The sequence below is a fragment of the Brevundimonas sp. genome (assembly GCF_046293315.1).
In the GTDB taxonomy this organism is placed as follows: domain Bacteria; phylum Pseudomonadota; class Alphaproteobacteria; order Caulobacterales; family Caulobacteraceae; genus Brevundimonas.
This window is the reverse complement of sequence record NZ_JBKBPF010000007.1, coordinates 149,066-175,471: the sequence shown is the minus strand read 5'-3', so window position 1 is coordinate 175,471 and position 26,406 is coordinate 149,066. Positions and strand designations below refer to the sequence as shown.

Genomic DNA, 26,406 nt, shown 5'->3' with positions numbered 1-26,406 from the left:
AGGCGGGCGACAACGTGGGCGTGCTGCTGCGCGGCACCAAGCGTGAAGACGTCGAGCGCGGCCAGGTGCTGTGCAAGCCGGGCTCCATCACCCCGCACACCAAGTTCGTGGCCGAGGCCTACATCCTGACCAAGGAAGAGGGCGGCCGTCACACGCCGTTCTTCACGAACTATCGTCCGCAGTTCTACTTCCGCACCACGGACGTGACCGGCATCGTGCACCTGAAGGAAGGTGTGGAGATGATCATGCCCGGCGACAACGCCGAGCTGAACGTCGAGCTGATCACCCCGATCGCCATGGAAGAGAAGCTGCGCTTCGCCATCCGCGAAGGCGGCCGCACGGTTGGAGCAGGTGTCGTCGCGAAGATTACGGAGTAATCTGCGCGACGAGCGCCGTGCGCGGAAACCGCACACGGAGGCGGCGCCGGCGTCGTGGCCAAGATCACCGAGTAAGGCTTCTCTAGCGCCCTATGCTCGCGACGCGGTCGCTCGCGGCTTGAGGGCGTGACAAGGCTGAATACAGAACGGCCCCGGATTGCTCCGGGGCCGTTTTGCTGTCCGGCCTCAGGCCGCGAGCCTCCGCGAGGCGAGCATAGGCCGCTATTAATGTCCCCTCTCCCGATGGGAGAGGGCTGCGCGCACGGATGCGTTGGCATCCGTCCTTCGCGCGCAGGGTGAGGGTCGGGCGTTTCCAATTACAGCCGGACGACCCTCATCCCCCGCGCGCAGAACCTCCGCTACGCTCCGGTGCGCGGGTTCCCCCTTCTCCCACCGGGAGAAGGAGGTCAGCCCTCACACAAACTCCACCACCACGCCCCGCTCAACCCCGGACGCCAGCTGCTCGGCGTCCCAGTTGGTCAGGCGGACGCAGCCGCTGGAGGTGGTCTTGCCGATCTCGGCCGGATTGGGCGTGCCGTGGATGCCATAGCTGTCGCGCGACAGGTCGATCCACACCGAGCCCACCGGGTTGTTCGGGCCCGGCGGGATCACCACCGCGCGGCCGCCGCTGGCTGAGCTGAGCCGCGCCGGGTCGTAGGTGTAGTTGGGCTCCGGCGCGATGGCCCGCACCGTGTGCGTGCCGGTCGGGGAGGGGGTCTCGCCGCTGCCGATGGTGGCCGGATAGAAGGCCAGCAGTTCGCCGTCCGCATCGAAGGCCCGCACCGAGCTCTCCGCCTTGTTGACGACGATCCGCGCCACCTCGCCGTCCAGCTCGGCGGGCCCGGTGGAGGCCACCACGATGGTCTGGCCTGCGCGCCCGAAGTCCACGCCGGGGTTCAGGGCGTCCAGCAGGGCCTCGCTCATGTGGAATTTCTCCGCCAGCGCCTCGCGGGCGTCGGCGTAAGCGACCGTCTCCAGCTCGGCCAGGGCCTCCATGCCCTCGGGAAGCGCGCCGATGAACGGCCCGGCCGCATCCTCCCCGGTGATGGTGTAGTCGGTCAGCACCCGGTTGCTGTCGCCCGAGGTCAACTGTTCGAACACCTCGGCGCTCAGCTCGCCGGTCGCCTCAAGGTCGTTGGCTTCCTGGAAGGCCGCGATGGCCTGGCGCGTGTTCTCGCCGCCCAGCCCGTCGATGATGCCGGGCGAGAAGCGGGTGCGGTCCAGCAGGATCTGCACCCGCACCATGGCCGGGTCGGGCCGCGCATCGTCAGGCAGGGCGCCGTCGACTGCGCCGCCGCGATCCTCAGACGCCCCGTCGTTGCTTTGCGCCGCCGCCGCCCCGCCGTTACTGGACGCGGGCGGGGTGAAGGTCGCCGACTCGATCGACTCCCGCAGCCGCGACGCCTCGTTCGAGACCGGGTTAGCCGCCTCCGTCTGAGACTGCCGGGGCTCCCGATCCCCGCAGGCCGCCGTGGCCAGCAGCGGCAAGGCGGCGAGCAAGGCGAGACGGGAAGGACGAATGATCATGAACAGGCTCCGGAAAAGGGTATCCCGGACCAACCCGACACAGCCGTCCCTGTTCCACTTGGGCCAACCTTCGCAAGAACCTTCCTTCTCCCCTTGAGGGTGGAGGAGGGCGCCGGAGGCGCTCGACGCCGGGTGGCCTGCGGAGCAGGTCGGATGAGGGGTATGGTTCCGCTTCGCCAAGGTCGGCCAATTGCTGAACCGCTTCACCCCTCACCCTGCGCGCGAAGAAGCGGCCTGCTTCGCATCCCGCTGCGTGCAGCCCTCTTCCACAAGGGGAGAGGGAGCCGTCTTTCAGTTCTCCTCGCCCGTTGCCGGGTCGGTCGCGGTCTCGCCCGAGTTGGACGAGCCCTCGGACCCCTCGGGCTCGGTGGCGGGGCGGGGCGGTTCGCCGTCGCGGGCGGGCGGGCGCAGTTCCTCGTTCTCGACGGAGCGGTTGTCCGGGCGCTCATCGGGGCGTTCGTCAGTCATGGCCTTGATCTCCTGTGTGTTTCCGTCAACGCCCCGACACGCGGTGCGGTTTCGTTCACCATGCCCCTAAACCGTCCTGCAACGGGGCTGCGGTAAAGGTCCGGCCATGCGACAGGAGCCCGGCATGCAAACCCTGACCGTCGAGATCATGACGGCCGACGCCCTGGGCGAGTCCGAATGGGCCCTGTGGCGCGACATGATCGCCGCCAATCCGGAGCTGACCTCGCCCTATTTCCGGCCGCGCTTCACCCGCGTCGCCGCCCGCGTTTGCCCCAGCGCCGCCGTGGCGGTGCTGCACCGGGGCGGCGAGATCGTGGGCTTCTTCCCATTCCAGCGCCGCGGCGGCTCGATCCTGCCGCTGGGCGCGCCCATGAACGACTTCCACGGCGTCATCGCCCGCCCCGGCGACGCGCCCGACCTGCATGAGCTGGCCCGGCTGCTGAACGGCGCGCGCATGAACGTGGGCGCATGGGTCGGCGAAGCGAAGGGGATGGTCGAGCGCGACTGCCTGATGGTGGCCCTGCCCGAGGCCGGCTACGACGCCTGGTACGCCGAGCGCCGCGAGACCGAGCGCAAATACTTCAAGGACAAGGAGCGCGCCCGTCGCGGGCTGGAACGCGACCTGGGCCCCATCGAGACCCGCACCGATCAGAGGGACACGGCCCTGCTGGACCACCTGATCGAACTCAAACGCGACCAGTACCGCCGCACCGGCCGCCACGACATCTTCGCCTGCGGCTGGACCCGGGACCTGCTGCACGCCCTGATGGACGAGCAGGACGGCGACTTCGGCGCCTCCGTCGCCACCCTCACGGCGGGCGACACCCTGGCGGCCATGGAGTTCTCCCTGCACGCCGGGAACCGCTGGCATTTCTGGTTCCCGGTCTATGAGCCCGCCGCGGCGCGCTGTTCGCCGGGCATCATGCTGAGCATGGACACCATGCGGCTGATGGGCGCGCGCGGCTACCGCGTGTTCGACTACGGCTTCGGCGGCGAGGGCTACAAGAAGTACTTCTGCAACGCCTCCCAGACCGTGCGCGAGGGCGTCATCGTCCGCCCCGGCCTCGGCGCGACGGTCAGCCAGGCGGCGGTGGGCGTGCTCAATGCGGCGGGCGGCGATCGCGGCGAGCGCCTGCGGAACAGCGTGCGCCGCCGCTGGTCGGCCATCGAGGCCTGCGAGACCAGGCCCGGCGCCCGCGCCCGCGGCGTCATTCAGGCGGCCCGCGCCGCCCTCGCCAAGGCGGGCCCCGCCCGCGCCGAGGCCTGAGCATGGACGGAACCCGCTACACCGGCCCCATCCGCGAGGCCCTGGTCTTCCCCCATGGTCTGGTGGCCGCCGGTTTCGCCGACGACGACCGGCTGGCCCAGGTGCTCGACCGCTATCCGGCCGCCCTGATCGACATCAATCTGTACGATCTGCACGAAGACGGCGGCCACACGCTGCGGACCGGCGCGCGCGGCGCCCTGTCCGGCGCGGATCTGCTCAGGGCGATCCAGCAGGGGCGGCTGTGGGTCAATCTGCGCGACGTGCAGGACGGCTGGCCCGAGCTCTGGGCCGCCGCCATGACCGAGTTCGGCGCCATCCAGTCGGCCATCCCCGGGCTGAAAGCCGTGCGCAACGCCGGCCAGCTGATCCTGTCCTCGCCGAAGTCCGGCGCACCCTATCATTTCGACAATGCGGGCGTGGTGCTGTTCCACATGCGGGGCCGCAAGCGCGTCTTCGTCTATCCCGGCGACGAGACCCATCTGCCCGAGGCCAGCATGGAACAGGTCATCGCCCTGCAGACCACCGAGGAGATCCCCTACCGTCCCGACTTCGAGGCCGACGCCACGGTGATCGATCTGGAGCCCGGCCAGGCCCTGACCTGGCCCCTCTACGCCCCGCACCGGGTGCGCAATCTGGACCAGTTCTGCGTCTCGCTCTCCATGGACTTCCAGACCTGGGGCTCGCGCTTCAGGAACGGGGCCCTGTTCACCAATGCGGTGCTGCGCGAGCGCGGCGGCCGTCCGCGCCCCACCGACCGCATGGCCCGCCCCGAACTGGCCGCCCGCTGGGCCGCCTCGCTGGCGCTGAAGAAGGCCGGGGTGATGAAGAGCCGCATCCACGACCTGACCCGCGACTTCGAGCCCGACGCGGAAGCTGCCGACGGGGTGAGGGCGATCTGAGAGCGTTCAGTCTAACGGGCGGATTTGAACAGCATCCTGTACCCCGCCCGTATGCCGAAGCCAGAGAACACAAGCAGAGGCAGGCCGCTTACGAACTGGGCTGACAAGGCGATTTCCGTCCAGTCGACGTCGGCGCCGTCCGCGATTGTGCGCTGAAGGAAAACAGCCGCGCTCCAGATGACGAATGCGGCTGCGGTGGTGGAGAGCAGCATGATCATGACGGCGTTCAGCACGTTCGCAGCCCTGTCCTCCAGGCGCCCCGATCTTGCTGGCTGTTCTGCGTCTTGCATGAGCCAAATTATATCGGTTTTTGTCTGAGTTGCCCACAAAGGTGATGACGAGCCGCATCCAGGCCACGCTTTACATATCCGCCGTTCTGGTGAACCGTGGGTATCTGACCCCGGCGGTTTCGGAGCGAGCCTGTGCTGCAGTTCGGACGCAGGGGATTTCTCACAGGCATCGGCGCGGCGGGGTTCGCGGGTCTGGCGTCCGGCTGGAGCCGGCCGGCGTCCGCCTGGACGCCTGACGCCTACCCCGGTTTCGACGCCGCCTTCGGCGAGGGCGTGATCCGCCCGGGGGCGGCGGACTATGACCGGCTGACCCACGTCTATCAGGCCCGGGCCCAGGTCCGCCCGGCGCTGTTCGCCCACTGCCGCTCCACCGACGACGTGGCGCGGGGCGTGCGGGCGGCGCGCGATAGCGGCGCGTCCCTGGCCGTGCGCTGCGGCGGGCACAGCTATGCGGGCCATTCGCTGGGCGACGGCGGGGCGGTGCTGGACCTGTCTGGCCTTCGCGGCGTCGCGGTGTCGCCGGACGGGTCGTCAGTCACGGTCGGCGGCGGGGCTCTGGCGGGCATGATCGACGCCGTGACCACGCCTCTGGGGCGGGCGACCACCCTGGGACAGTGCCCGACGGTGGGTATCGGCGGCTTCACCCTCGGCGGCGGGGTCGGAGCGCTGATGGGCCGTCACGGCCTCGGCTGTGACAACCTGATCTCCGCCGACGTCGTGCTGGCGGACGGCCGGGTCGTGACCGCCGGCGCCGACGGCGACAGCGATCTCTACTGGGCCATCCGGGGCGGCGGCGGCAATTTCGGCGTGGCGGCGTCCATGACCTTCCGCCTTCATGAGGTCCGCGACGTGCTGGGCGGCTTCGTGACCCTGCGCAGCCAGGACCCGGCGGACATGCTGCGCCTGTATGGCGCGTTCTGCGCGGACCTGCCGGACGATCTGGTCCCCCTGGCCATGGCGGTGCCGGACCGGGAGGGGCGCCCGATCCTGTCGGTCCAGCTGTGCCATCGCGGCGAGCCCGATCAGGGCGAACGGGACGTGGCGGATTTCCTGTCCTCGCCCTTCGTCGTGTCCAACGAGGTGCGGCGCATGCCCTATGTCGAGCTTCAGAATCAGGGGCCGCCCGAGATTCCCGTCCTGGCCTCGGTCAATCGCGGCGGCTTCACCTCGGCGCTGGACGAGGCCGCGGCGGGGCGTCTGGCGGCGGCCCTGTCCAGCGCCCCGGGGCCCTACATGCTGGGGCTGGTCCCCGTCCAGGGGGCGGTCACCCGGGTGGACATGGCGGCCACCGCCTTTCCGCTGCGTCGCCCGGGTATGGCGTTCGACCTGACCGCCATCCTGACAGGACCCGAGGCGCTGGCCCCGACCACGGCCTGGGTGACCGGTCTGCAGGCGGCTTTGTCCGACCCGGGGGCCGGGGCCTATGTCAATGTCATGGGCGACGAGGGCCCCGCGGCCGTGCGTCAGGCCTACGGCGCCAACTACGATCGTCTGGCCATGCTCAAGGCGCGTTACGACCCGGACAACCTGTTCCGCTTCAACCAGAACGTCCCGCCCGCCGCGTGACGTCGTTTGCCTTTCCACCCCCGCTCTGATAGACGCCCGCCTTCGCTCCCGTGACCCCGGTCCCGGAGGCGGCAAATCCGTGGGAGGCCGCCATGCCGCACCACGGCTCACCGGCCCCGATTGAGTTCGGGGCTTCATAACAGGAGAGATCAATGGCCAAGAAGATTCTCGGCTACATCAAGCTGCAGGTGCCGGCCGGCGCGGCGACCCCGTCGCCCCCGATCGGCCCCGCCCTCGGTCAGCGCGGCGTCAACATCATGGGCTTCTGCAAGGAGTTCAACGCGCGCACCGAGTCGCTCGGCAAGGGCACGCCCCTGCCGACCGTGATCACCGTCTACCAGGACAAGAGCTTCACCTTCGTCACCAAGTCGCCCCCGGCGACCTGGTACCTGAAGGAAGCCACCAAGCTGAAGTCGGGCGCCAAGCTCACCGGCCGCGAAACGGTCGGCAAGATCACGCGCGCCCAGCTGCGCGAGATCGCGGAAAAGAAGATGAAGGACCTGAACGCCAACGACATCGAGGCGGCCGCCAACATCATCGAAGGTTCGGCCCGCGCGATGGGCCTGAAGGTGGAGGGCTGATCGACATGGCAAAGCAACCCAAGCGCATCCAGGCCTGGACCGGCGACCGTGAGGCCCCCATGGCCTTCGCCGACGCCATCAAGGCCGTCAAGGAAAACGCCAAGGCCAAGTTCGACGAGTCGATCGAGATCGCCGTCAACCTGGGCGTCGACCCCCGTCACGCCGACCAGCAGGTCCGCGGCGTCGTCAACCTGCCGTCCGGCACCGGCCGCGACGTGCGCGTCGCCGTCTTCGCCAAGGACGCCAAGGCGGATGAGGCTCGCGCCGCCGGCGCCGAACACGTGGGCGCCGAAGACCTGTACGAGAAGATCAACGGCGGCTTCATGGAGTTCGACCGCGTGATCGCCTCGCCGGACATGATGGCCCTCGTCGGCCGTCTGGGTAAGGTGCTGGGCCCCCGCGGCCTGATGCCGAACCCCAAGGTCGGCACCGTGACCCCCAACGTCGCCCAGGCCGTCAAGGACGCCAAGGGCGGCGCCGTCGAGTTCCGCGTCGAGAAGGCGGGCATCGTGCACGCCGGCATCGGCAAGGCCTCCTTCACCCAGGAAGCCCTGGAAGCCAACGTCAAGGCGATCGTCGACGCCCTGTCCAGGGCCCGCCCCTCGGGCGCCAAGGGCACCTATGTGAAGAAGATCAGCCTGTCCTCCACCATGGGCCCGGGCTTCAAGATCGACCCGTCCTCCCTGGGCGCCTGATCGGCTTCAGAAGACTGCGGCCTCAAGTCGCCCGAAGGGCGGTAGGCCAAAAAAGACGGCCTCAAGTAGCCCGAAGGGCGGTAGGCCAAAAAGAATGGGCGGCGGAGAGCAATCTCCGCCGCCTTTTTCATGCCGGAGATGCACCCGCCGTCCCGCTTCAGACTGAATCGGCTGCCTTGGGCTCCGGCGCTTTCGCAGGAGGATGGCTGGACGCCGGCCCGGACCTTTGCTCCGCCGAGGACGCCGCCGTGCGGTCGCGGGCCAGCACCTCGATCCGGACATGGGCCAGGCCGTGGTTGTTCCAGTACATGGCGCGCGCATCATTGGCGAAGAGGTACAGCCGACCGTCGGCGGGCGCGGAAAACCTCGACATCGTCCCGACAGGCACGGCGTGCCGCAAGTCCCGGGTGACGCAGGCTGTGAGCTGAAGCCATCTGGCGGCCCGGCAGCGGCGCAGCGTTCGGAAGACCCGTAGATTCGGCGCGTCGTGCCCATCCGGGTCGCAGTCAATTCCGGCATCGCTCCACCTGCCGCGCGCATGAATCTCTATTCGGTCGCCCCGGCTCACGTCGATGCCGGTATCGACCCAGGGGGTGCCGGCCGGCGCCTCAAGCTCGCTGAACCTCACGTAAACAGCGCCGGTGACGCCGGATTGAACCTCAGCGCGGCGATCTCCGGCTTGCGCATCAAGGCCGCCAGGCTCCGCTTCATGGTCGCCACCCGGCCGGGATGCGGCGCGGCGCCGATCTGCAGCAGGGCGTCCAGCGGCCGGGCGCTGTTCAGGGCGGCGCGGATGGCCTGCGGGCCGCCGCGGCCCTGATAGCGGATGTCGGCAGCCAGCAGGCACTGGTCCACAGGTCGGCCGGGCAGGGCGGTGCGTACGTGGCCCATCCGGTCGCGCAACGCCCGGATGGCGTGCGCCACCTGCAACTCGCGGCAGGCGGGGACCTCCCGCGTCCAGCACATCAGACGCGCCGCGACCGCCAGTTCCTGCGGCTCGACCGCGTCCAGCGTCGGGTTGAGATAGGCCATGAAGCGCTTCAGGTTCATCTCGTTGGAGCCGCCGCCGCGCGGCTCCGCGTGCTCCAGATCGACGTCGCCGGCCGCCGTCCGGTGAAAAAGGCGCGCACCGTTGCTCCCGGGCTTCAGGATCAGGTCCGGAAAATACCGCGACGCTTCGGGGCGCGCGAGCATGTCCTTGAACAGCAGCAGGAAATTATCGTTCGGCAGGTGCGCCGCGGCCTGAAAGAAGCCGAAGGTGAGGGCCGCGCGATCATAGGTGTTGACCCGCTCGAACCAGAGCGCGCTCTCGGCGGTGGCCGTGGGGACCAGCAGATGCGCCCAGAAGCCGTGCCGCCCCTCGAAATCGGCCGGATCGTACCGGGCCGCGCCGACCGGGGCCATCCGCCGTTCGGACTGGCTCAGGCCCACCTTCAGGGGGCCGTTCGGACGGGTGGCGTAGCCGAGATAGTACGTCTGCCCGTCGGTGGCCGCATAGTGATGGATGTAGCGCCCCGCGTCGGAGGGCTCGGTGCGGAAGGTGAACGTCAGCTCAGGCTCGGCGGGCGTGACCGGTGCGTCGGGCTGGTCCTCGTCCTCGTCCTGCACCGGCGCGCCGCCCCGATCATCGCCGCCGGACGACCACGGAGCGTCCTCCAGCCCCAGCGCCGCGAAGGTCTGGGAGCCGACGATCCCGTCCGGCACGCGCTGGCCCATGACGGTCTTCTGGAAGCGGAACACCGCCATCAGCGTCCGCCATCCGAAGTCGCCGTCGACGCCGCCGGTGGGAAAGCCCCTGGCCACCAGTGCCTCCTGCACCGCCGCCACCTCATCGCCGGCGGACCCGTAGCGCAGCGCCAGGGGCAGGTCTTCCGGCGCGTCCGACAGCGCGACCCGCTGGATCTCGCCGCCGCTGAACAGGCTGTAGTCGAACTCGATCTGTCCCGTGCCGTAAACCAGCTCGGCGAAGGCTTTCCACGGCCCGGTCTCCGGGTTCGCCGACCCGACGATCACCTGGCACCCGGCGCTGGAATAGCGGGGCGTCTGGACGTCGGCGACCCACCCGCAGTGGATGTTGTCGTAGGCGGTTTCGAACTCGATCCGGTCGTCGGCGTCATAGTCCAGGTCGTCGCCGGTGCGCTGGATCGGGATGGCCTTCTCCATCCTCAGGGCGCGGTGGCCGAAGCGGGTGTTGCTGGAGTTGTGCCGCCCCTTGCGATAGCCCCGGTGCAGGCCGAAGCAGAGCTGGTTGGCCCCGTTGCCGTTCGTCGCCAGCATTTGCCGGACCGACCGTTGCGCCGGCGCCGTGCTGCCCGGAAAGACGGCGAAGCCGTTCCCCGGCCGCCAGTAGCCCAGGGTGCACAACGGGCGCAGATAGTCCGGATTGGTCATGGCCAACCCGTGGGCCGGGGCCAGCCTGTGCGCGCCGGGCGTGGCGGGGGTGCAGCCGCGGACCCCGAACAAAACCGCGCCGTCCCGACGCGCCTCCAGCCGCGCCCGTCTGAAGGCGATCTCCAGATCCGCTTCCGACAGTGTGAACATCGCACGCCCCTTCGCGGCCGGGTGGTTGGACTACTGGGAAAGGCGGAACACCTTGTCGACGGGCTGGCGCGGGATGATCACCTCGACCAGGTGGGTGGCGTTGCGGTGCAGGCGCTCCTCGCCCGCCGCCGCGTCGTCCGGGTTCTCGCGATGGATGACGATATGGCCCGTGGCGCCGTCGCGGGTCTTGTCGAAATAGCGGATGTTCGGCCCGATCCGCGCGGCGGAGATGCTCATCGCGAGCTGGCGCGCCTCGCCTTGCCGCAGCATGGGATAGAACCGCTGCATCAGGTCCGTGCGGTCGATGTAAAGACATCGCAAGCTGGGGTCTCTGGTGTTGGTGTGGACGTGGCCCAGTACTTCCGAATGGAAGAACACGGCTTCGCGGTCCCCGGCTGCCTTCGGCGAGAAGAACTCCAGAAAGTAGTCGCCCACCGGCTGCCCGTAATCGTCCCGCGCCCGCACGACGAACTGCATGTGCTGATGATAGCTCTGCCGGTCAGGAGGACTGCGCGGGAACATGGTCCGCAGGCGCTCCGCATCGTCCGCAAGGGCGGTCGTGCGCTCGCTGAGACGCCACCATTCGTCCTGGATGGCGCGGTAGTCCGGGACCGAGTTGCAGGCGAGAGCCTGAAGAATCAGGCGACCCGCCCAGCCGGACGACTCCCCCCGGGCCCCGCTCGCCTGGTCGGGATCGGTCACCGCGCCATGGTCGCGATCGGGCAGCACCGCGAACGGGCAAAGCATGTCTCCTTTCGGCCGCCAGCGGCGGACGGTGGGGTTCGCGGGGTCGGCGGCGAAGTCCAGGGTCATGCCGACCGCATTGAGGTTCGCCGCGCAGGCCCGCACCGTGCCGTCCGATCCATACTCGTTGACGATCTTGCGCAGGCCGGTGCTGTAGGCGCGGGTGCCGGTGATCACGAACGGCCACACCCTCTCCGAGCCATAGGGCCCCTTGGCCCCGGTCTCCTCGACATCGAACAGGTCGCGCCGCGCCAGATTCCACTGGTAGGGAGACGCCAGTTCAAGCGACCGCAGCATTTCCTCGCCGGTCTGGAACCAGTTGTTCCAGCCCTTGGCCACGCGGCCGATCATGCTCTTGCCCATGGCCGCCAGTTTCGAGCCGAAATTGGCGGGGGCCAGCATCACCAGCCGCTTGACCGGCGCGTCCTCGCCCGTGGGGTAACAGGTCGCGAGCCATTCCCGGGCCACCAGCCCGCCGGTGCTGTGGACGATCAGATCGAAGGGCCGGGTGAGCCGTTTCTCGCGGATCGCGTCCTGCACCACATGCTGCATGCGCTTGGCCACGTCCTCCACGCGCACATCGTCGTCCATGGAGATGTAGTCGCCGAGCCAGATCTGGGCCACTTCGTAGCCGTTGGCCTCGAGGAAGCGCCGCAGGTTGTGGAAGGACCTGGAGCTGTCGCTCCAGCCGTGAACGATCGCGATCTGGGCCGGCATGGCGGCGTCTCGCTCCTGGACCGGACATGTCCGCTCCCCCGTGGATGCGGCGCTCCTCAACAATGGACGGGAAACCCATCCGGCACAACGATGTTCTTTCAGTTGTGAGGTCCGGTCCAGGGCTACGGATCGGCTGGGTCGGGGAGGGGGCGGCCTCGTAAATCCCGCATTTCGCGACGCCAATGCCGCTGAAAATAAGGGTTCGGCGCCCTGAATCGGTGTTTTTGATCCCGCTGTTCCCGGGCGCCCCATACTGGCGGCATGAGCCTGCAAGCACAGCCCCCCGGCGCCCCGCCCCTTACCGCCGCCATGATGGTCGACAAGGCCTGGTCCCATCTCCAGGCCGCCGTCGCCGCCGGACGCCTGATCGAGGCCCGCGGCTGGATGCGCCTCTACAAGGACCTGAAGCCCTACGCCCGCCACGAGGAGATCGAGGCCCGCGAGGCCCGTCTGGAGCGCGAGGCGGCCGAGTTGCGTGAGGCGGCGGTCCAGCCCGGCGAGGATCGCCTTGTCATCCCGCAAGCGCCGCAGACGCTGTCCGGGATCGCTAGACTCCCGTTGCACTCTTTTTCGGCTTCAGAGTCTCACGCGCGGCCCCCCGCCGACGACGACCCCACCGGCGATCTGCTGCGCCTGACCACCCGGCTGGCCGCCGTCTCGCAGCAGATCGAACGCGCCGCCCGCGCCGAAGATGTTGGACTCTCGTTGCACTCATTTTCGGCTCAGGAGTCTCACACGCCGCCCCGCGCCGACGCCGGGCCGACCGACGATCCCGCCGTCGACGTCGTTCCCAAAGCCTTCCCGGTCAAGGAATTCGCCCGGCTCCTCGCCGAGGTTCAGGCCGTCACCGCCCTCGTCGATCGGCGAATCCACGACGAGACCGTGAGACTCCCGTTGCACTCTTTTTCGCGTCCGGAGTCTCACCACCTGGGACAGGGGCCGTGACCCGCTCCCTCGCCACACCGCCCATCCTCGGGCTCGTCCCGAGGGCTCATTCCGGCTCCGGCCGTCATCGAGAGGGGACGGAACGCCCCTTTGAACCCTGGCTCCGCCCGGGATCAGCGGTGCTGTGTGAGCCTGTCCTGGCTCGGCGCCTCGTGCCCGTATGCCAGGGCGCAGCCCACGCTTTGATGTTGAGGGACGCGGCCGCGTCGGCCAGAGTAAGCCCATAAACCGGCGAGGGGGCCGTCATGCGTTTCATCCTGACCATCATCCTCGGCCTCGCCCTGACCACGACCGCCGCTGCACAGGAGGCGGACGCGCCGCAGACAATGGTCATCCCCGCCGAAGACGATGCCGTGGTTCGCCGTGAACTGGCTGAACGGTATGTGGAACTGGCGCAGGGTGACAGTCTGGCGGAGATGGCGCAGGCCTTCGTCGACGGGCTGATCGACGCGGATACCCAGTCGCTCCCCGAGCACCGGGAATGGTTCCGGACCAACGTGCCGCGCGAGATGGCCAACCTCATGATCCTGGTCATGGACGGCCTGATTCCGATCTATGCCGAAAGACTGACGGCCGAGGAACTCATGGCCCTCATTACGTTCTACGAAACGCCGCTGGGCCAGTCGATAGCGCGCAAGGAAATGCAGATCGGCATGGATCAGTCCATGGCCGTGGAGGTCGCGGTTATGCAGTTCCAGGTCGACCTCATGCGCAAGTTCTGCACCGCGTTCGACTGCACCGAACCGGCCGCCTCCGGCCCCCGTCCGGACAAGCGGGGCGTCCAGCGGAACTAGCCTTTGATTTCCACGGCTGTGCGTGTATAGAGCGCGCCTTGCGTCGTCGGACCCCGGTCCGGCGATGTTCCTGTCCGAGAACTTCGGGGTCTGGGGGTCACCTGGACCGTAAGCGCGGAACGGCCGTTCCGACCTGGGGGGAGATGGGGATGCGAACGTCTCGGCCCGCCGCCCTGCGCGACGGACAGGATCGCCGCTTCCTTCGGACAATACGACCGGCCCGGCGTCATCGCGCAAGCGATGCTGTCTGGCCAAGCGGCGTCGGGATCGTCCCGTCGCCGTAACGACTGAACGGAGACCGCAATGGACCGCGCACAAAAGGCCGAGTCGATCGAGACGCTGAAGGGCGTTTTCGCTGACGCCGGCGCCGTGGTCGTGACCCACAACCTGGGTCTGACCGTTGCGGAAATGACCGATCTGCGTGGCCGCCTTCGTGCTGAAGGCGCCACGTTCAAGGTGGTGAAGAACCGCCTGGCGCTGAAGGCGCTGGACGGCAAGGGCGGCGACGCCGTGCAGGACCTGTTCAAGGGCCCTGTCGGTATCGCCTACGCGCCCGACGCCGTCTCGGCCGCCAAGGTGACCGCCAAGTTCGCCAAGGAGAACGACAAGTTCGTGATCATGGGCGGACTGATGGACGAAACGGTTCTGGACGCCCAGGGCATCGACGCCCTGTCCAAACTGCCGTCCCTGGACGAACTGCGCGCCAAGCTCGTCGGCCTTCTCAACGCCCCGGCCACCAAGATCGCGGGCGTCGTGCAGGCTCCGGCCAGCCAGCTGGCCCGCGTCATGGGCGCCTACGCCGCCAAGGACGCGGCGTAAGCCGTCTGATCGATCATCTCTGCAAACCTCTGAAATCCATCCGAAGGAAATACTCAAATGGCTGATCTCTCCAAGATCGTTGACGACCTGTCCGCCCTGACCGTTCTGGAAGCCGCCGAACTGGCCAAGCTGCTGGAAGAAAAGTGGGGCGTTTCGGCTGCTGCTCCGGTGGCCATGGCCGCCGCCGGCGGTGGCGCTGCTGCTCCGGCTGAAGCCGCCGAAGAGCAAACCGAGTTCACCGTTGTCCTGACGGACGGCGGCGACAAGAAGATCAACGTGATCAAGGAAGTCCGCGGCGCCCGTCCGGACCTGGGCCTCAAGGAAGCCAAGGACCTGGTCGAAGGCGCTCCGCAGAACGTCGTCGAGAACGTCTCCAAGCAAGCCGCCGAAGAGCTGAAGAAGAAGCTCGAGGAAGCCGGCGCCAAGGTCACGATCAAGTAAGATCGGACCCAGCGTCACTGCTGACCACGACGCGGGCCGGGGGAGCGATCTCCCGGCCCGTTTCCGTTGCCCCCCGCGCGCAACAATGATAGACGCCGCCGCTTGATCGGCGCGCCCCGAGTTCTCACATCAAGCGCCACACATCAGGCCAGCCATGCTCCAGACCATTCTCCTCGTCGTCATGATCCTGATCGGCCTCGCCCTGACCGGCGTGGTCCTGCTGCAACGCTCGGAGGGCGGCGCACTCGGCATGGGCGGCGGCGGCAACAGCTTCATGACCGCGCGCGGCGCGGGCAACTTGCTGACCAAGGCGACCTGGGCGCTGGGCTTCCTGTTCGGGATCTGCGCCATCAGCCTGACCATCGTCGGCAACATGGAGCGGGGCTCCAGCTCGGTTCTGGACGCCGCCACCGTGGGCTCCATCGATCTGGACGCGGCCCGGACGGCCGCGGCCGCCGAGCAGCCCGTGGCCCCCGCGGCGCCGACCGGTCCCTCGCTCGACGATCTGGAAGCCAGCCTTCCCGCCGCCCCGGCCGCCCAGCCGGCCGGTGACGAGCCCGCCCAGTAGGATGGGGAGGGCGGTTATCCACCGCCTCCCGCCACACCCTCAAAGTCTCCTCAGTACGCCGCCCGAATCGGCGGTAAGGTAATTTCCCATGCCTCGTTATGTGTTCATCACCGGCGGCGTGGTCTCCTCATTGGGTAAAGGCCTGGCCTCCGCCGCCCTCGGCGCCCTGTTGCAGGCGCGTGGCTATACGGTCCGCCTGCGCAAGCTCGACCCCTATCTGAACGTCGATCCGGGGACCATGAGCCCCTATCAGCACGGCGAGGTCTTCGTCACCGACGACGGGGCCGAGACCGATCTGGACCTGGGCCACTACGAGCGCTTCACCGGGGTGTCGGCGGCCCGGACCGACAACGTCACCACCGGCCGCATCTACTCCACCATTCTGGAGAAGGAGCGGCGAGGGGACTATCTGGGCGCCACCGTCCAGGTGATCCCGCACGTCACCGACCAGATCAAGCAGTTCTGCCTCAGCCCCGCCCAGACCGACGACGGCGCGGCGGTGGACTTCGTGCTGATCGAGATCGGCGGCACCGTGGGCGACATCGAGGGCCTGCCCTTCTTCGAGGCCATCCGCCAGCTGGGTCAGGACCTGCCCCGGGGCCAGAGCTGCTTCGTGCACCTGACCCTGCTGCCGTTCATCAAGACGGCCGGCGAGATGAAGACCAAGCCGACCCAGCACTCGGTCAAGGAGCTGCGCTCCATCGGCATCCAGCCCGACATCCTGCTGTGCCGCTGCGAACAGCCGATCCCGGCCGACGAGAAGCGCAAGATCGGCTTGTTCTGCAACGTGCGCCCCTCGGGCGTCATCCAGGCCATGGACTCCGCCGACATCTATGCGGTGCCGCTGGACTATCACCGCGAGGGGCTGGACGCCGAGGTCCTCGCCCACTTCGGCATCGACGACGCCCCCCCGCCCGAGCTGTCCAGCTGGGAAGAGATCGTGCGCCGCCGCACCAACCCGGACGGCGAGGTCACCGTGGCCGTGGTCGGCAAGTACACGGTGCTCAAGGACGCCTACAAATCCCTGATCGAGGCGCTGCACCACGGCGGCGTGGCCAACAACGTCAAGGTCAATATCGACTGGGTCGAGGCCGACACCTTCGAAGGCGCCCGCGACGCCTGCGAGGAGCGGCTGCAGGGCGCCCACGCGGTGCTGGTGCCCGGCGGCTTCGGCGAGCGCGGCGCCGAGGGCAAGATCCAGGCGGTCCGCTTCGCCCGCGAGCGCAACATCCCCTATTTCGGCATCTGCTTCGGCATGCAGATGGCGGTGATCGAATCGGCTCGCCATCTGGCCGGGCTGGAGAAGGCCACCTCCACCGAGTTCGGCCCGGCCGAGGAGCCCATCGTCGGCCTGATGACGGAATGGACCCAGGGCAACCAGCGCATCATGCGGGCACAGGGCGGCGATCTGGGCGGCACCATGCGTCTGGGCGCCTATGACTCCACCCTGATCGAGGGCTCGAGGATCGCGGAGATCTATGGCTCGACGGCCATCAGCGAGCGGCACCGCCACCGCTATGAGGTCAACATCAACTACCGCGACGCCATCGAGCGGGCGGGCATGACCATCTCGGGCCTGTCGCCCGACGGCGTCCTGCCCGAGACTGTGGAGCGCGCCGACCACCCCTGGTTCATCGGCGTGCAGTACCACCCCGAACTGAAGAGCCGCCCCTTTGCCCCGCACCCCCTGTTCGCCAGCTTCATCGCCGCAGCGGTGGTCCAGAGCCGGTTGGTGTAGGACGCGTCGGAAAGACTTGAATCCCCCTGCGGCTTGAGGCATAAGCCCGCGCTCACGGGGCGGCCTGCATGGGCCGCCGCTATTGTTTTCGCGTCCGACCGTATGGATCGGCACGCTCCGACCAGACTGGATGAGACGGACATGGCCGTTCCGAAGCGCAAAGTATCCCCCTCGCGTCGCAACATGCGCCGCGCCCACGACGCCCTGGGCAAGAACGCCTACACCGAGGACAAGGACACGGGCGAGCTGAAGCGCCCGCACCACATCGACCTGAAGACCGGCACCTATCGTGGCCGCCAGGTTCTGACGCCCAAGGAAGAGTAGGCCTTTCAGGCAGTTAACGATTTTTGCGGCGCGCGAGTTCATCGCGCGCCGTTTTCGTGCGTTTCTCTCTCCGGACCTAACCCGGAGACCACTCATGATCCGTGCCCTCATCCTGCCGTCCATCGCCGTCCTCGCCCTGGCCGCCTGCGGCCAGCCGGAGGAGCCCGCTGCCCCGGCCCCTGAAACGCCGCCGGCGGAAGCCCCGGCCCAGACCCCTGATTCCAACGCCCTAAGCGCCCAGGGCTGGGGCCCGCTGCGCATCGGCATGACCCGCGCCGAGATCACCCAGGCCCTCGGCCCCGACGCCAATCCGGACGCGGTGGGCGGAGCCGATCCCGAGGCGTGCGATCAGTATCGCCCCGAGCGCGCGCCGGAAGGCGTGCTCCTGATGCTGGAGCAGGGGGTGCTGACCCGCATCTCGTTGATCCGCGAGGCGACCCTGACCACCGATCGCGGCTTCGGGCTCGGTGACAGCGCGGCAGACATCAAGGCCGCCTATGGCGACGCCGCCCAGGTCAGTCCCCACAAATACGCGGAGGCGCCGGCCGAATACATCACGGTCTGGAGCGATGGTCCCTCGACCGCGCCCTACCGCGAGGACGCTGGGGCGCGCGGCGTGGTCTACGAGATCGGCGCTGATGGAAACGTCAGCATGATCCATGCGGGCGGGCCGTCCATCCAGTATGTGGAAGGCTGCGCGTAACAGGCTGTCAGTTGGCGATCCGGGGCGCGCGGGCTAAAGGCTTGCGCGCCCCTTTCGTTTATCGAACCGAGACCAGATCCATGACCGACATCGCCGACATCACCGCCCGCCAGATCCTGGACAGCCGGGGCAACCCGACGGTGGAGGTGGATGTGGTGCTGGAGGACGGCGCCTTCGGTCGCGCGGCCGTGCCGTCCGGCGCCTCGACCGGCGCCCACGAGGCCGTGGAGAAGCGCGACGGCGACAAGAGCCTGTGGGGGGGCAAGGGCGTCCAGCAGGCCATCGACGCGGTGAACGGCGAGATCTTCGACGCCCTGTCGGGCATGGACGCAGAGGACCAGCGCCGCATCGACATGGCCATGATCGAACTGGACGGCACCCAGAACAAGGGCCGCCTGGGCGCCAACGCCATTCTGGGCGTCAGCCTGGCGGCGGCCAAGGCCAGCGCGGTCTCGGCGGGCCTGCCGCTGTATCGCTATGTGGGCGGCGTCTCGGCCCGCATGCTGCCGACCCCGATGATGAACATCATCAACGGCGGCGCCCACGCCGACAATCCCATCGACATCCAGGAGTTCATGATCCTGCCCACGGGCGCGGAGAACTTCTCGGAAGCCCTGCGCATGGGCGCGGAGATCTTCCACAGCCTGAAGAAGGCGCTGAAGGACGCGGGCCACAACACCAATGTGGGCGACGAGGGCGGCTTTGCGCCGAACCTGAAGTCCGCCGACGAGGCCCTGGCCTTCATCACCAAGGCGGGCGAGGCGGCCGGCTATCTGGCCGGTGAGGACTTCCAGCTGGGTCTGGACGTGGCTTCCACCGAGTTCTTCAAGGAGGGCAAATACGTGATGGAAGGCGAGGGCAAGACCGTCGACCAGGAGGGCATGGTCGCCTATCTGGCCGACCTGTGCGCCCGCTTCCCCATCGTCTCCATCGAGGACGGCTGCGCCGAGGACGACTTCGACGGCTGGCGCCTGCTGACCGAGCGTCTGGGGGACAGGATCCAGCTGGTGGGCGACGACCTGTTCGTGACCAATCCGGCGCGTCTGGCGGCGGGCATCGGCGAGGGCCTGGCCAACTCCATCCTGATCAAGGTCAACCAGATCGGCACCCTGTCCGAGACCCTGGATGCGGTCGAGATGGCGCACCGCGCGGGCTACACCGCCGTCATGAGCCACCGCTCGGGCGAGACCGAGGACTACACCATCGCCGACCTGTCGGTGGCCACCAACTGCGGGCAGATCAAGACCGGCTCGCTGGCCCGCTCGGATCGCACGGCCAAGTACAACCAGCTGCTCCGGATCGAGGAAATGCTGGGCGACCAGGCGCTTTATGCGGGCGATGGCATGATCCTGACCTGAGCTGCTGCGGCCAAGCTACCAAACATTAAGCATTTTCGGTCATCGCTGATTCCCTAGTTCCACGCTCAGAAGGGGCGTCAGTCAGTGATCGATCGCATGCGTCCCTATGCGCCCACCGGCGTCATCTTTTTGCTGATCCTGTACTTCGGCGTCCAGGCGCTGACGGGTGAGCGTGGCCTGCTGAGCCATGGGGACCGGGCGGAGATGCTGCAGCAGCGCCAGGTCGAGCTGGCCCAGCTCGAGGATCAGCGCAGCGACCTGGAGCTGCGAGTCCGCTATCTGCGTACGGACAATCTGTCGCGCGATCTGCTGGAAGAGCGCGCGCGCATCGTTCTGGGCTTCGCGACGCCGGGCGACTACCTGATCCCGGTCGAACGCCCGGCCACCGCCTCCTGAACTTTCGTTACAGGCGAAGCCCGGCTTTGCCATCGGGGAACGAAGGCTGCTAAAGCCCCCTTTCCGTAACGATAAGAACTCGTTCGTTCAGAGAACAGCTGGAGGGCGCCGGATGGCGAAAGCCGCCGCTCAAAAACCGACCACCGCCAAGGGCACGTCCCCGGCGAAGATTCCAAACACGCCTCAGGCGACCAAGGACGAACTGCTCGAGTACTATCGGCAGATGGTTCTGATCCGCCGTTTCGAGGAGCGAGCGGGCCAGCTGTACGGCATGGGCCTGATCGGCGGCTTCTGCCACCTGTACATCGGCCAGGAAGCCGTGGCGGTGGGCGTGCAGGCCAGCGTCAAGCAGGGCCATGACAAGATCATCACCGGCTACCGTGACCACGGCCACATGCTGTGCGCGGGCATGGACCCGAAAGAGGTCATGGCCGAGCTGACCGGCCGCATCGGCGGCTCGTCCAAGGGCAAGGGCGGCTCGATGCACATGTTCGACGTGCCGACCGGCTTCTATGGCGGCCACGGCATCGTCGGCGCCCAGGTGGCGCTGGGCACCGGCCTGGCCTTCGCCGGCAAGTACCGGGGCGATGATTCGGTCAGCTTTGTCTATTTCGGCGACGGCGCGGCCAATCAGGGTCAGGTCTACGAGAGCTTCAACATGGCCCAGCTGTGGAAGCTGCCGGCCATCTACATCATCGAGAACAACCAGTATGCGATGGGCACGTCCATCGAACGGGCGTCCTCGACCACGGACCTGTATCAGCGTGGCGCCAGCTTCGGCATTCCTGGCGAGCAGGTGGACGGCATGGACGTGCTGGCCGTGCGCGACGCCACGGCGCGGGCGGTGGCGCGGGCCCGCTCCGGCGAAGGCCCCTACATTCTGGAAGTGAAGACCTACCGCTATCGCGGCCACTCCATGTCCGACCCGGCCAAGTACCGGACCAAGGAAGAGGTGGACGAGGTCAAGAAGACCCGCGATCCCATCGAGCTGCTGAAGGGTCTGCTGGCGGACGCCAGGGCCACCGAGGACGAGCTCAAGGCCATCGACGCCGAGATCAAGGCCATCGTCGCCGAGGCCGTGCAGTTCGCTCAGGAGAGCCCGGAGCCGGACCCGTCTGAGCTCTATACCGACGTTTACGTGGAGGCGTCGGCATGATCGCGCTGTTACTCGCCATTCTTCTCCAGGCGGCGCCGACCGAGGCTGGACCGGATCAGGTTCTAACCGAGGCGGATGCGTGCGTGACGCTTGAAGGCCGCGGCGTCGGCGTCATAGGCGACCAGCGCCTCAGAGGACGGGTGCTTGCCCGCGCCATCGTCGCGCGCGTCCCGGCGAACCGTCCTGTCTTCATAAGCTTCGCCAACGAGCGGGCTTCAAGCGATGTCCAGGCGATGGCGGCCGTGAGCACTGCGGTGCACGCGGCCAATGCACCCTCGATGATGATCGTTGAAACCTGCGATGTGGCTGCCGGGGGAGCTTCGCAATGACCGACATTCTGATGCCGGCGCTGTCCCCCACGATGGAAGAGGGCACGCTGTCCAAGTGGCACATCAAGGCGGGGGACACCGTCTCCGCCGGTGACGTGATCGCCGAGATCGAGACCGACAAGGCGACCATGGAGGTCGAGGCGGTGGACGAGGGCGAGGTGCTGGAAATCCTCGTGGCCGAGGGCTCCGAGGGCGTGAAGGTCAATACGCCCATCGCGCGCCTGTCCGGCGACGACGCCGCGCCTTCGCCGAAGAAGGCCGACAGCGCCGCTCAGGACGCCCCGAAGGCCGAACAGGCCGGTGATCCCGAGAAGACGGCCCCTGAAGCGGCCGAGCCCCGGCCCGAAGGCGAGGGCGCCGCGCCCGTGACGCCGAAGGTGGCGCTGAAGGACCCGGAAATCCCGGCCGACGCCAGGCTGATCAAGACCACCATCCGTGACGCCCTGCGCGACGCCATGGCCGAGGAGATGCGCCGCGACGAGAACGTGTTCCTGATGGGCGAGGAAGTGGCCCAGTACCAGGGCGCCTACAAGGTCAGCCGCGAACTGCTGCAGGAGTTCGGCGACCGGCGCGTGGTGGATACGCCCATCACCGAGCACGGCTTCGCCGGGCTGGGCGTCGGGGCGGCCATGGCCGGGCTGAAGCCCATCGTCGAGTTCATGACGTGGAACTTCGGCATGCAGGCCATCGACCACATCATCAACTCGGCGGCCAAGACCCTGTACATGTCGGGCGGCCAGATCCGCGCGCCCATCGTGTTCCGGGGCCCCAACGGCGCCGCCAGCCGCGTGGGCGCCCAGCACAGCCAGGACTATTCCGCCTGGTACGCCCAGGTGCCCGGCCTGAAGGTCATCGCGCCCTACGACGCTGCGGACGCCAAGGGCCTGCTGAAGGCCGCCATCCGCGATCCCAACCCGGTGGTCTTCCTCGAGCACGAGATGATGTACGGGCTGGAGTTCGACGTCCCCGACGTGGAGGACTGGGTCCTGCCCATCGGCAAGGCCAAGGTGCGCCGCGAAGGCGCGGACGTGACCATCACGGCCCACAGCCGCATGGTCGGCTTCGCCCTGGCCGCCGCCGAGAAGCTGGCGGAAGAGGGCATCGAGGCCGAGGTCATCGACCTGCGGACCCTGCGCCCTCTGGACCACGAAACCATCGTGGAGAGCGTCAAGAAGACCAACCGCCTTGTCTCGGCCGAGGAAGGCTGGGGCCCCATGGGCGTCGGCGCCGAGGTGGTGGCCCGGGTGATCGAGCACGCCTTCGACTATCTGGACGCCCCGCCGCTGCGGGTGCACCAGGAAGACGTTCCGCTGCCCTACGCCGCCAATCTGGAAGCCCTGTCGCTGCCGGGCGTGGATAAGATCATCAAGGCCGTGAAGGCGGTGATGCATGTCTGAAGCGCCTCAGTCGGGCATACCGACGCCCCCGGAAATCCTTGCGGATGCGGCGGCCATAGAGCTGATGCGCGTCTGGTGGTCCGGCGGTCGGCCGGTCATGGCGCTGAAGCCCGCGTTCGAGGATCCGCGCAACTACGGGGCGCTTCTGGCCAACGCCGTGCATCATCTGGCCAGGACCTACGCAGCCAACACAGGTTTGTCGGAGACGGCCGCCTACCGAGCGATCGTCGAGGGTCTCAACCAGCGGCTTGAAAACCCGGCGCCTGAGGGCGAGATCGAGGCCCTTCCGGAGACTGACGCATGACCGACATTCTGATGCCCGCCCTGTCGCCCACCATGGAAGAGGGCGTGCTGGCCAAGTGGCACATCAAGGTCGGCGATACCGTGTCCGCCGGCGATGTGATTGCCGAGATCGAGACCGACAAGGCGACCATGGAGGTCGAGGCGGTTGACGAGGGCGAGGTGCTGGAAATCCTCGTGGCAGAGGGCGCCGAGGGCGTGAAGGTCAATACGCCCATCGCCCGCCTGGCCGGCGACGACGCCGCGCCTGCGCCGAAGAAGAAGGATGAGCCCAAGGCTGAGGACAAGGCCGACGAGAAGGTCGAATCCAAGCCCGAAGCCAAGGCGGAAAAGTCGGAGGCCCCCAAGGCCGCGCCGGCGCCGGCCAAGGACGGCGAGCGCGTCTTCGCCTCGCCGCTGGCGCGCCGTCTGGCGAAGGACGCCGGGCTGGACCTGAAGAGCCTCAAGGGCACGGGCCCGCACGGCCGCATCGTCAAGGCGGACGTGGAGGCCGCCGGCAAGGGCGGCGCCGCCAAGGGCGCCACAACGGCAGCCGCCGCATCGGGCGAGCCGCGCAAGGTCCTGTCGCTGGAGCAGCAGGGCATCGCGCCGGGCAGCTATGATCTCATTCCGCTGGACGGCATGCGCAAGGCCATTGCGCGCCGCCTGACCGACAGCTTCCGCGACGTGCCGCACTTCCCTCTGGTCATCGACTGCGAGATCGACGGCCTGCTGGCCGCGCGGGCGCAGGTCAATGCGGTGCTGGAGCCGCAGGGGATCAAGGTCTCGGTCAACGACTTCGTCATGAAGGCCGTGGCCATGGCCCTGAAGGCCGTGCCGGAAGCCAACGCCAGCTACACGCCGGAAGGCATCGCCATGCACCACCATGCCGACGTGGCCATGGCGGTGGCCATCGACGGCGGCCTGATCACCCCGATCATCCGCAAGGCCGAGACCAAGTCCCTGGCCGAGATCGCCACGGAATCCAAGGACCTGGCCAGGCGCGCCCGCGATCGCAAGCTGAAGCCCGACGAGTTCCAGGGCGGCACCTTCAGCGTCTCGAACCTGGGCATGTTCGGCATCAAGTCCTTCGCCTCGATCATCAACGAGCCGCAGGGCGCGATCATGAGCGTGGGCGCCGGCGAGAAGCGGCCCGTGGTGCGCGGCGACAGGATCGAGATCGCCACGGTCATGACCGTGACCCTGACCTGCGACCACCGGGTGGTGGACGGCGCGGTGGGCGCCCGGTTCCTGCAGGCCTTCAAGCCGATGATCGAAAACCCTGTGACGATGCTCGCGTAAGGACGAAACCATGGCTGACTTCGATCTCATCGTCATCGGGTCGGGCCCGGGCGGCTACGTGGCCGCGATCCGGGCCAGCCAGCTGGGCCAGACGGTCGCCATCGTCGAGCGCGAGAACCTGGGGGGCATCTGCCTGAACTGGGGCTGCATCCCCACCAAGGCGCTGCTGAAGTCCGGCGAGAAGTACGAGAGCCTGAGCCACCTGAAGGACTACGGCCTCAGCGCCGACAAGGTGGGCTTTGACTTCGAGGCCATCATCGGCCGCTCGCGGGGGGTGGCAAGGCAGCTGAATCAGGGGGTCGGCTTCCTGATGAAGAAGAACAAGATCGAGGTCATCGAGGGCGACGCCAAGCTGGAGAAGGGGCAGGGCGCCCCCAAGGTCGTCATCGCCCTGAAGGACGGCAAGTCGCGCACGGTGCAGGCCAGGGCGGTCATGCTGGCCGTCGGCGCCCGCGCCCGCGCCCTGCCGCAGATCGGGCTGGAGGCTGACGGCGACCGCATCTGGGCCTATCGCGAGGCCATGACACCGAAGTTCATGCCCAAGTCCATCGTGGTGATCGGCTCGGGCGCCATCGGCATCGAGTTCGGCAGCTTCTATCGCGCCCTGGGCTGCGAGGTGACGGTGGTCGAGGCCCTGGACCGCATCATGCCGGTGGAGGACGAGGAGGTCTCAAAGACGGCGCAGAAGGCCTTCGAGAAGCGCGGCATGACGTTCCGTGTCGGCGCCAAGGTGACCAAAGTCACCAAGGATTCCAAGGGTGTGAAGGTGGCTATTGAGGCGGGCGGCAAGGCCGAGACGCTGGAGGCCGAGGTGTGCATCTCGGCGGTGGGGATCACCGCCAACACCGACGGCATCGGGCTGGAGGCGCTGGGCGTCGAGCTGGACCGGGGCCACATCAAGACCGACAAGCACTGCCAGACCAACGTCAAGGGCCTGTACGCCATCGGCGACTGCGCGGGCGCGCCCTGGCTGGCGCACAAGGCCAGCCACGAAGGCATCCACGCCGCCGAACACATCGCCGGGTTCAAGACCCCCAATGTGAACTCGCCCATCGCCGGCTGTACCTACGCCCAGCCCCAGGTGGCCTCGGTCGGCGTGACCGAGCAGGGCGCCCGGGAGGCCAAGCGCGAGGTGAAGATCGGCCGTTTCCCGTTCAAGGTGAACGGCAAGGCCATCGCGTCGGGTGAGACGGAGGGCTTCGTCAAGGTGATCTTCGACGCCAAAACGGGCGCCCTGATCGGCGCCCACATGATCGGGGCCGAGGTCACCGAGATGATCCAGGGCTATGTCACCGCCATCACCATGGAGGCGACCGAGGAAGACCTGCACGGCACGGTCTATCCGCACCCCACCATGTCCGAGGCCATGCACGAGGCCGCGCTGGACGCCTACGGCCGGATGATCCACCTCTGATCGATTTCAGACTCCGGGCTCGAAAAAACAGAGTCCGAATTGTCCGAAATGTCGAAATCCTGTTCGAAAACAGAGTCTGAATCGTCTGAAATCGCCCCCGGATTTCGGACTCCGGCGCCGGAAAAGTCGGGGTCTGAATCGTATCAATCGTCTGAAATCGCCCTCCCGCGTTCTGATCGAGGGGGCATTATAGGGCATGGGATTCGAGCGGGATTAAGTAGCGGCGCTTTTCCGCATCGGGGCCCTGAAACCTGATCGCGCCCGGGGCGTGGACCCATAAAGTCGCGATGCGGGTTTCGCTCGCAGGCAGAAAGCCAACGCCGGAAATCGACCCCTTGCGGACGTTGGCGGGCTGCGCGAAGGTCCTGCCATGTTCAAGAATTGGCTTAGAAAGCGCGCGCCGCATGAAGCTGCTTGGCCGTCATTACCCAAGAGCGGCTTTATGCTCGGCCGGGTGGCGACGGCGGAAGACATCGATCTAGGCGATGCTGTATTTTTTCAGGCGATAAACGATGGCCTAAAGGCTGAGCCCTACCCGACCACTATTCCTCAGTATGCGCTTTGGCAGGATGAGGATGGCTCAACCCGTCCGGTTTTCGTGCTCCAAGCTGAGAAGCATGTGTCCGATCCCACTGGAGAACCGATCTACGGTTTGCGGACCTTTGATGGTGAAGAGATCGTCGCATCAGGTGAAGAGGTTCGGTTGCTCGGGGCGGTTCCACCGGCGACCTAACGCCCGCTTCCCACCCGTTGCGGCGGTTCGGAACGTCT

At 67.7% G+C, this 26,406-nt stretch carries 28 protein-coding genes and 1 pseudogene; 23 read left to right on the top strand and 6 right to left on the bottom strand.

Features of this window, described 5'->3' with window-relative positions; all coding sequences use genetic code 11:
- Window positions 1-377: pseudogene (gene tuf / locus ACK4SE_RS08655) on the top strand (elongation factor Tu); the annotation flags it as partial.
- A gap of 414 nt (window positions 378-791) precedes the next feature.
- Here the strand turns inward: tuf and ACK4SE_RS08650 are convergent.
- Complete coding sequence (locus ACK4SE_RS08650; RefSeq protein ID WP_409691233.1) at window positions 792-1,904, bottom strand: L,D-transpeptidase; 1,113 nt, start codon at window positions 1,902-1,904, stop codon at window positions 792-794.
- Between the two features lie 291 nt (window positions 1,905-2,195).
- Window positions 2,196-2,372 carry a hypothetical protein gene (locus ACK4SE_RS08645; protein ID WP_409691230.1) on the bottom strand — a complete coding sequence of 59 codons (177 nt, stop codon included), beginning with the start codon at window positions 2,370-2,372 and terminating at the stop codon, window positions 2,196-2,198.
- 124 nt (window positions 2,373-2,496) lie between these two features.
- Between ACK4SE_RS08645 and ACK4SE_RS08640 the strand changes: the two genes are divergently transcribed.
- Window positions 2,497-3,639 (top strand): GNAT family N-acetyltransferase, encoded by a 1,143-nt coding sequence (locus ACK4SE_RS08640; RefSeq protein WP_409691227.1) that lies wholly within the window; start codon window positions 2,497-2,499, stop codon window positions 3,637-3,639.
- A 2-nt stretch (window positions 3,640-3,641) separates the two neighbouring features.
- Window positions 3,642-4,538 carry a transcriptional regulator gene (locus ACK4SE_RS08635; protein ID WP_409691225.1) on the top strand — a complete coding sequence of 299 codons (897 nt, stop codon included), beginning with the start codon at window positions 3,642-3,644 and terminating at the stop codon, window positions 4,536-4,538.
- A gap of 11 nt (window positions 4,539-4,549) precedes the next feature.
- Here ACK4SE_RS08635 and ACK4SE_RS08630 read toward each other — a convergent pair whose 3' ends face one another.
- Complete coding sequence (locus tag ACK4SE_RS08630; protein ID WP_409691223.1) at window positions 4,550-4,771, bottom strand: hypothetical protein; 222 nt, start codon at window positions 4,769-4,771, stop codon at window positions 4,550-4,552.
- Between the two features lie 189 nt (window positions 4,772-4,960).
- On the opposite strand from ACK4SE_RS08630, the gene ACK4SE_RS08625 reads away from it, so the two are divergent.
- From ACK4SE_RS08625 to rplA, 3 genes are all read left to right on the top strand, one after another.
- Window positions 4,961-6,394 (top strand): FAD-binding oxidoreductase, encoded by a 1,434-nt coding sequence (locus tag ACK4SE_RS08625; RefSeq protein WP_409691220.1) that lies wholly within the window; start codon window positions 4,961-4,963, stop codon window positions 6,392-6,394.
- 152 nt (window positions 6,395-6,546) lie between these two features.
- Window positions 6,547-6,975 carry a 50S ribosomal protein L11 gene (rplK, locus tag ACK4SE_RS08620; protein ID WP_409691218.1) on the top strand — a complete coding sequence of 143 codons (429 nt, stop codon included), beginning with the start codon at window positions 6,547-6,549 and terminating at the stop codon, window positions 6,973-6,975.
- A 5-nt stretch (window positions 6,976-6,980) separates the two neighbouring features.
- A complete protein-coding gene (rplA, locus tag ACK4SE_RS08615) occupies window positions 6,981-7,670 on the top strand; it encodes a 50S ribosomal protein L1 (protein ID WP_409691215.1) in 690 nt (229 codons plus the stop codon).
- 157 nt (window positions 7,671-7,827) lie between these two features.
- On the opposite strand, the gene ACK4SE_RS08610 is transcribed toward rplA, so the two are convergent.
- The 3 genes from ACK4SE_RS08610 to ACK4SE_RS08600 all read right to left on the bottom strand — a co-directional run bounded on the left by ACK4SE_RS08610 (window position 7,828) and on the right by ACK4SE_RS08600 (window position 11,672).
- Window positions 7,828-8,043, bottom strand: coding sequence for a hypothetical protein (locus tag ACK4SE_RS08610; protein ID WP_409691212.1), 216 nt, complete (start codon window positions 8,041-8,043; stop codon window positions 7,828-7,830).
- Between the two features lie 251 nt (window positions 8,044-8,294).
- Window positions 8,295-10,211 (bottom strand): peptidoglycan-binding domain-containing protein, encoded by a 1,917-nt coding sequence (locus ACK4SE_RS08605; RefSeq protein WP_409691209.1) that lies wholly within the window; start codon window positions 10,209-10,211, stop codon window positions 8,295-8,297.
- Between the two features lie 30 nt (window positions 10,212-10,241).
- Window positions 10,242-11,672, bottom strand: coding sequence for an esterase/lipase family protein (locus ACK4SE_RS08600; RefSeq protein WP_409691207.1), 1,431 nt, complete (start codon window positions 11,670-11,672; stop codon window positions 10,242-10,244).
- Between the two features lie 261 nt (window positions 11,673-11,933).
- On the opposite strand from ACK4SE_RS08600, the gene ACK4SE_RS08595 reads away from it, so the two are divergent.
- The 17 genes from ACK4SE_RS08595 to ACK4SE_RS08515 all read left to right on the top strand — a co-directional run bounded on the left by ACK4SE_RS08595 (window position 11,934) and on the right by ACK4SE_RS08515 (window position 26,368).
- Window positions 11,934-12,617 carry a hypothetical protein gene (locus ACK4SE_RS08595; protein WP_409691204.1) on the top strand — a complete coding sequence of 228 codons (684 nt, stop codon included), beginning with the start codon at window positions 11,934-11,936 and terminating at the stop codon, window positions 12,615-12,617.
- Between the two features lie 245 nt (window positions 12,618-12,862).
- Window positions 12,863-13,411 carry a DUF2059 domain-containing protein gene (locus ACK4SE_RS08590; protein WP_409691200.1) on the top strand — a complete coding sequence of 183 codons (549 nt, stop codon included), beginning with the start codon at window positions 12,863-12,865 and terminating at the stop codon, window positions 13,409-13,411.
- A 303-nt stretch (window positions 13,412-13,714) separates the two neighbouring features.
- Window positions 13,715-14,230: a 50S ribosomal protein L10 gene (gene rplJ, locus ACK4SE_RS08585; RefSeq protein ID WP_021698282.1), complete on the top strand. Its 516-nt coding sequence runs from the start codon at window positions 13,715-13,717 to the stop codon at window positions 14,228-14,230.
- 57 nt (window positions 14,231-14,287) lie between these two features.
- The gene (rplL, locus tag ACK4SE_RS08580; RefSeq protein WP_021698281.1) at window positions 14,288-14,671 is read left to right on the top strand and encodes a 50S ribosomal protein L7/L12; all 384 of its coding nucleotides are present in this window, start codon (window positions 14,288-14,290) and stop codon (window positions 14,669-14,671) included.
- 154 nt (window positions 14,672-14,825) lie between these two features.
- Window positions 14,826-15,239, top strand: a complete 414-nt coding sequence (gene secG, locus ACK4SE_RS08575) for a preprotein translocase subunit SecG (RefSeq protein WP_409691196.1) — start codon at window positions 14,826-14,828, stop codon at window positions 15,237-15,239.
- 88 nt (window positions 15,240-15,327) lie between these two features.
- Window positions 15,328-16,977: a CTP synthase gene (locus ACK4SE_RS08570; RefSeq protein ID WP_409691195.1), complete on the top strand. Its 1,650-nt coding sequence runs from the start codon at window positions 15,328-15,330 to the stop codon at window positions 16,975-16,977.
- A 141-nt stretch (window positions 16,978-17,118) separates the two neighbouring features.
- A complete protein-coding gene (rpmF, locus tag ACK4SE_RS08565) occupies window positions 17,119-17,301 on the top strand; it encodes a 50S ribosomal protein L32 (RefSeq protein WP_409691193.1) in 183 nt (60 codons plus the stop codon).
- Between the two features lie 94 nt (window positions 17,302-17,395).
- The gene (locus ACK4SE_RS08560) at window positions 17,396-18,004 is read left to right on the top strand and encodes a hypothetical protein (RefSeq protein WP_409691190.1); all 609 of its coding nucleotides are present in this window, start codon (window positions 17,396-17,398) and stop codon (window positions 18,002-18,004) included.
- An 80-nt stretch (window positions 18,005-18,084) separates the two neighbouring features.
- Window positions 18,085-19,362 (top strand): phosphopyruvate hydratase, encoded by a 1,278-nt coding sequence (gene eno / locus ACK4SE_RS08555; RefSeq protein WP_409691188.1) that lies wholly within the window; start codon window positions 18,085-18,087, stop codon window positions 19,360-19,362.
- An 84-nt stretch (window positions 19,363-19,446) separates the two neighbouring features.
- On the top strand, window positions 19,447-19,758 hold the full coding sequence (locus tag ACK4SE_RS08550) for an FtsB family cell division protein (protein WP_409691185.1): 312 nt from the start codon (window positions 19,447-19,449) through the stop codon (window positions 19,756-19,758).
- A 112-nt stretch (window positions 19,759-19,870) separates the two neighbouring features.
- Window positions 19,871-20,914, top strand: a complete 1,044-nt coding sequence (pdhA, locus tag ACK4SE_RS08545) for a pyruvate dehydrogenase (acetyl-transferring) E1 component subunit alpha (protein WP_409691182.1) — start codon at window positions 19,871-19,873, stop codon at window positions 20,912-20,914.
- Window positions 20,911-21,243: a hypothetical protein gene (locus tag ACK4SE_RS08540; protein ID WP_409691179.1), complete on the top strand. Its 333-nt coding sequence runs from the start codon at window positions 20,911-20,913 to the stop codon at window positions 21,241-21,243. The genes pdhA and ACK4SE_RS08540 overlap by 4 nt, the downstream gene beginning before the upstream one ends.
- Window positions 21,240-22,640, top strand: a complete 1,401-nt coding sequence (locus ACK4SE_RS08535; protein ID WP_409691176.1) for a pyruvate dehydrogenase complex E1 component subunit beta — start codon at window positions 21,240-21,242, stop codon at window positions 22,638-22,640. Before ACK4SE_RS08540 ends, ACK4SE_RS08535 begins: the two co-directional genes overlap by 4 nt.
- Window positions 22,633-22,944, top strand: coding sequence for a DUF5076 domain-containing protein (locus ACK4SE_RS08530; protein WP_409691173.1), 312 nt, complete (start codon window positions 22,633-22,635; stop codon window positions 22,942-22,944). Before ACK4SE_RS08535 ends, ACK4SE_RS08530 begins: the two co-directional genes overlap by 8 nt.
- A complete protein-coding gene (locus ACK4SE_RS08525) occupies window positions 22,941-24,221 on the top strand; it encodes a pyruvate dehydrogenase complex dihydrolipoamide acetyltransferase (protein ID WP_409691170.1) in 1,281 nt (426 codons plus the stop codon). The genes ACK4SE_RS08530 and ACK4SE_RS08525 overlap by 4 nt, the downstream gene beginning before the upstream one ends.
- A gap of 10 nt (window positions 24,222-24,231) precedes the next feature.
- Complete coding sequence (gene lpdA, locus ACK4SE_RS08520; RefSeq protein ID WP_409691167.1) at window positions 24,232-25,635, top strand: dihydrolipoyl dehydrogenase; 1,404 nt, start codon at window positions 24,232-24,234, stop codon at window positions 25,633-25,635.
- Between the two features lie 370 nt (window positions 25,636-26,005).
- Window positions 26,006-26,368: a hypothetical protein gene (locus tag ACK4SE_RS08515; RefSeq protein ID WP_409691164.1), complete on the top strand. Its 363-nt coding sequence runs from the start codon at window positions 26,006-26,008 to the stop codon at window positions 26,366-26,368.
- Window positions 26,369-26,406: the final 38 nt, after the last annotated feature.

Coding starts and splice junctions, on each gene's coding strand:
- ACK4SE_RS08650 (WP_409691233.1), bottom strand. CDS start 1,904: ATGATCATTCGTCCTTCCCGTCTCGCCTTGCTCGCCGCCTTGCCGCTG.
- ACK4SE_RS08645 (WP_409691230.1), bottom strand. CDS start 2,372: ATGACTGACGAACGCCCCGATGAGCGCCCGGACAACCGCTCCGTCGAG.
- ACK4SE_RS08640 (WP_409691227.1), top strand. CDS start 2,497: ATGCAAACCCTGACCGTCGAGATCATGACGGCCGACGCCCTGGGCGAG.
- ACK4SE_RS08635 (WP_409691225.1), top strand. CDS start 3,642: ATGGACGGAACCCGCTACACCGGCCCCATCCGCGAGGCCCTGGTCTTC.
- rplK (WP_409691218.1), top strand. CDS start 6,547: ATGGCCAAGAAGATTCTCGGCTACATCAAGCTGCAGGTGCCGGCCGGC.
- rplA (WP_409691215.1), top strand. CDS start 6,981: ATGGCAAAGCAACCCAAGCGCATCCAGGCCTGGACCGGCGACCGTGAG.
- ACK4SE_RS08610 (WP_409691212.1), bottom strand. CDS start 8,043: ATGTCGAGGTTTTCCGCGCCCGCCGACGGTCGGCTGTACCTCTTCGCC.
- ACK4SE_RS08605 (WP_409691209.1), bottom strand. CDS start 10,211: ATGTTCACACTGTCGGAAGCGGATCTGGAGATCGCCTTCAGACGGGCG.
- ACK4SE_RS08600 (WP_409691207.1), bottom strand. CDS start 11,672: ATGCCGGCCCAGATCGCGATCGTTCACGGCTGGAGCGACAGCTCCAGG.
- ACK4SE_RS08595 (WP_409691204.1), top strand. CDS start 11,934: ATGAGCCTGCAAGCACAGCCCCCCGGCGCCCCGCCCCTTACCGCCGCC.
- ACK4SE_RS08590 (WP_409691200.1), top strand. CDS start 12,863: ATGCGTTTCATCCTGACCATCATCCTCGGCCTCGCCCTGACCACGACC.
- rplJ (WP_021698282.1), top strand. CDS start 13,715: ATGGACCGCGCACAAAAGGCCGAGTCGATCGAGACGCTGAAGGGCGTT.
- rplL (WP_021698281.1), top strand. CDS start 14,288: ATGGCTGATCTCTCCAAGATCGTTGACGACCTGTCCGCCCTGACCGTT.
- secG (WP_409691196.1), top strand. CDS start 14,826: ATGCTCCAGACCATTCTCCTCGTCGTCATGATCCTGATCGGCCTCGCC.
- ACK4SE_RS08570 (WP_409691195.1), top strand. CDS start 15,328: ATGCCTCGTTATGTGTTCATCACCGGCGGCGTGGTCTCCTCATTGGGT.
- rpmF (WP_409691193.1), top strand. CDS start 17,119: ATGGCCGTTCCGAAGCGCAAAGTATCCCCCTCGCGTCGCAACATGCGC.
- ACK4SE_RS08560 (WP_409691190.1), top strand. CDS start 17,396: ATGATCCGTGCCCTCATCCTGCCGTCCATCGCCGTCCTCGCCCTGGCC.
- eno (WP_409691188.1), top strand. CDS start 18,085: ATGACCGACATCGCCGACATCACCGCCCGCCAGATCCTGGACAGCCGG.
- pdhA (WP_409691182.1), top strand. CDS start 19,871: ATGGCGAAAGCCGCCGCTCAAAAACCGACCACCGCCAAGGGCACGTCC.
- ACK4SE_RS08540 (WP_409691179.1), top strand. CDS start 20,911: ATGATCGCGCTGTTACTCGCCATTCTTCTCCAGGCGGCGCCGACCGAG.
- ACK4SE_RS08535 (WP_409691176.1), top strand. CDS start 21,240: ATGACCGACATTCTGATGCCGGCGCTGTCCCCCACGATGGAAGAGGGC.
- ACK4SE_RS08530 (WP_409691173.1), top strand. CDS start 22,633: ATGTCTGAAGCGCCTCAGTCGGGCATACCGACGCCCCCGGAAATCCTT.
- ACK4SE_RS08525 (WP_409691170.1), top strand. CDS start 22,941: ATGACCGACATTCTGATGCCCGCCCTGTCGCCCACCATGGAAGAGGGC.
- lpdA (WP_409691167.1), top strand. CDS start 24,232: ATGGCTGACTTCGATCTCATCGTCATCGGGTCGGGCCCGGGCGGCTAC.
- ACK4SE_RS08515 (WP_409691164.1), top strand. CDS start 26,006: ATGTTCAAGAATTGGCTTAGAAAGCGCGCGCCGCATGAAGCTGCTTGG.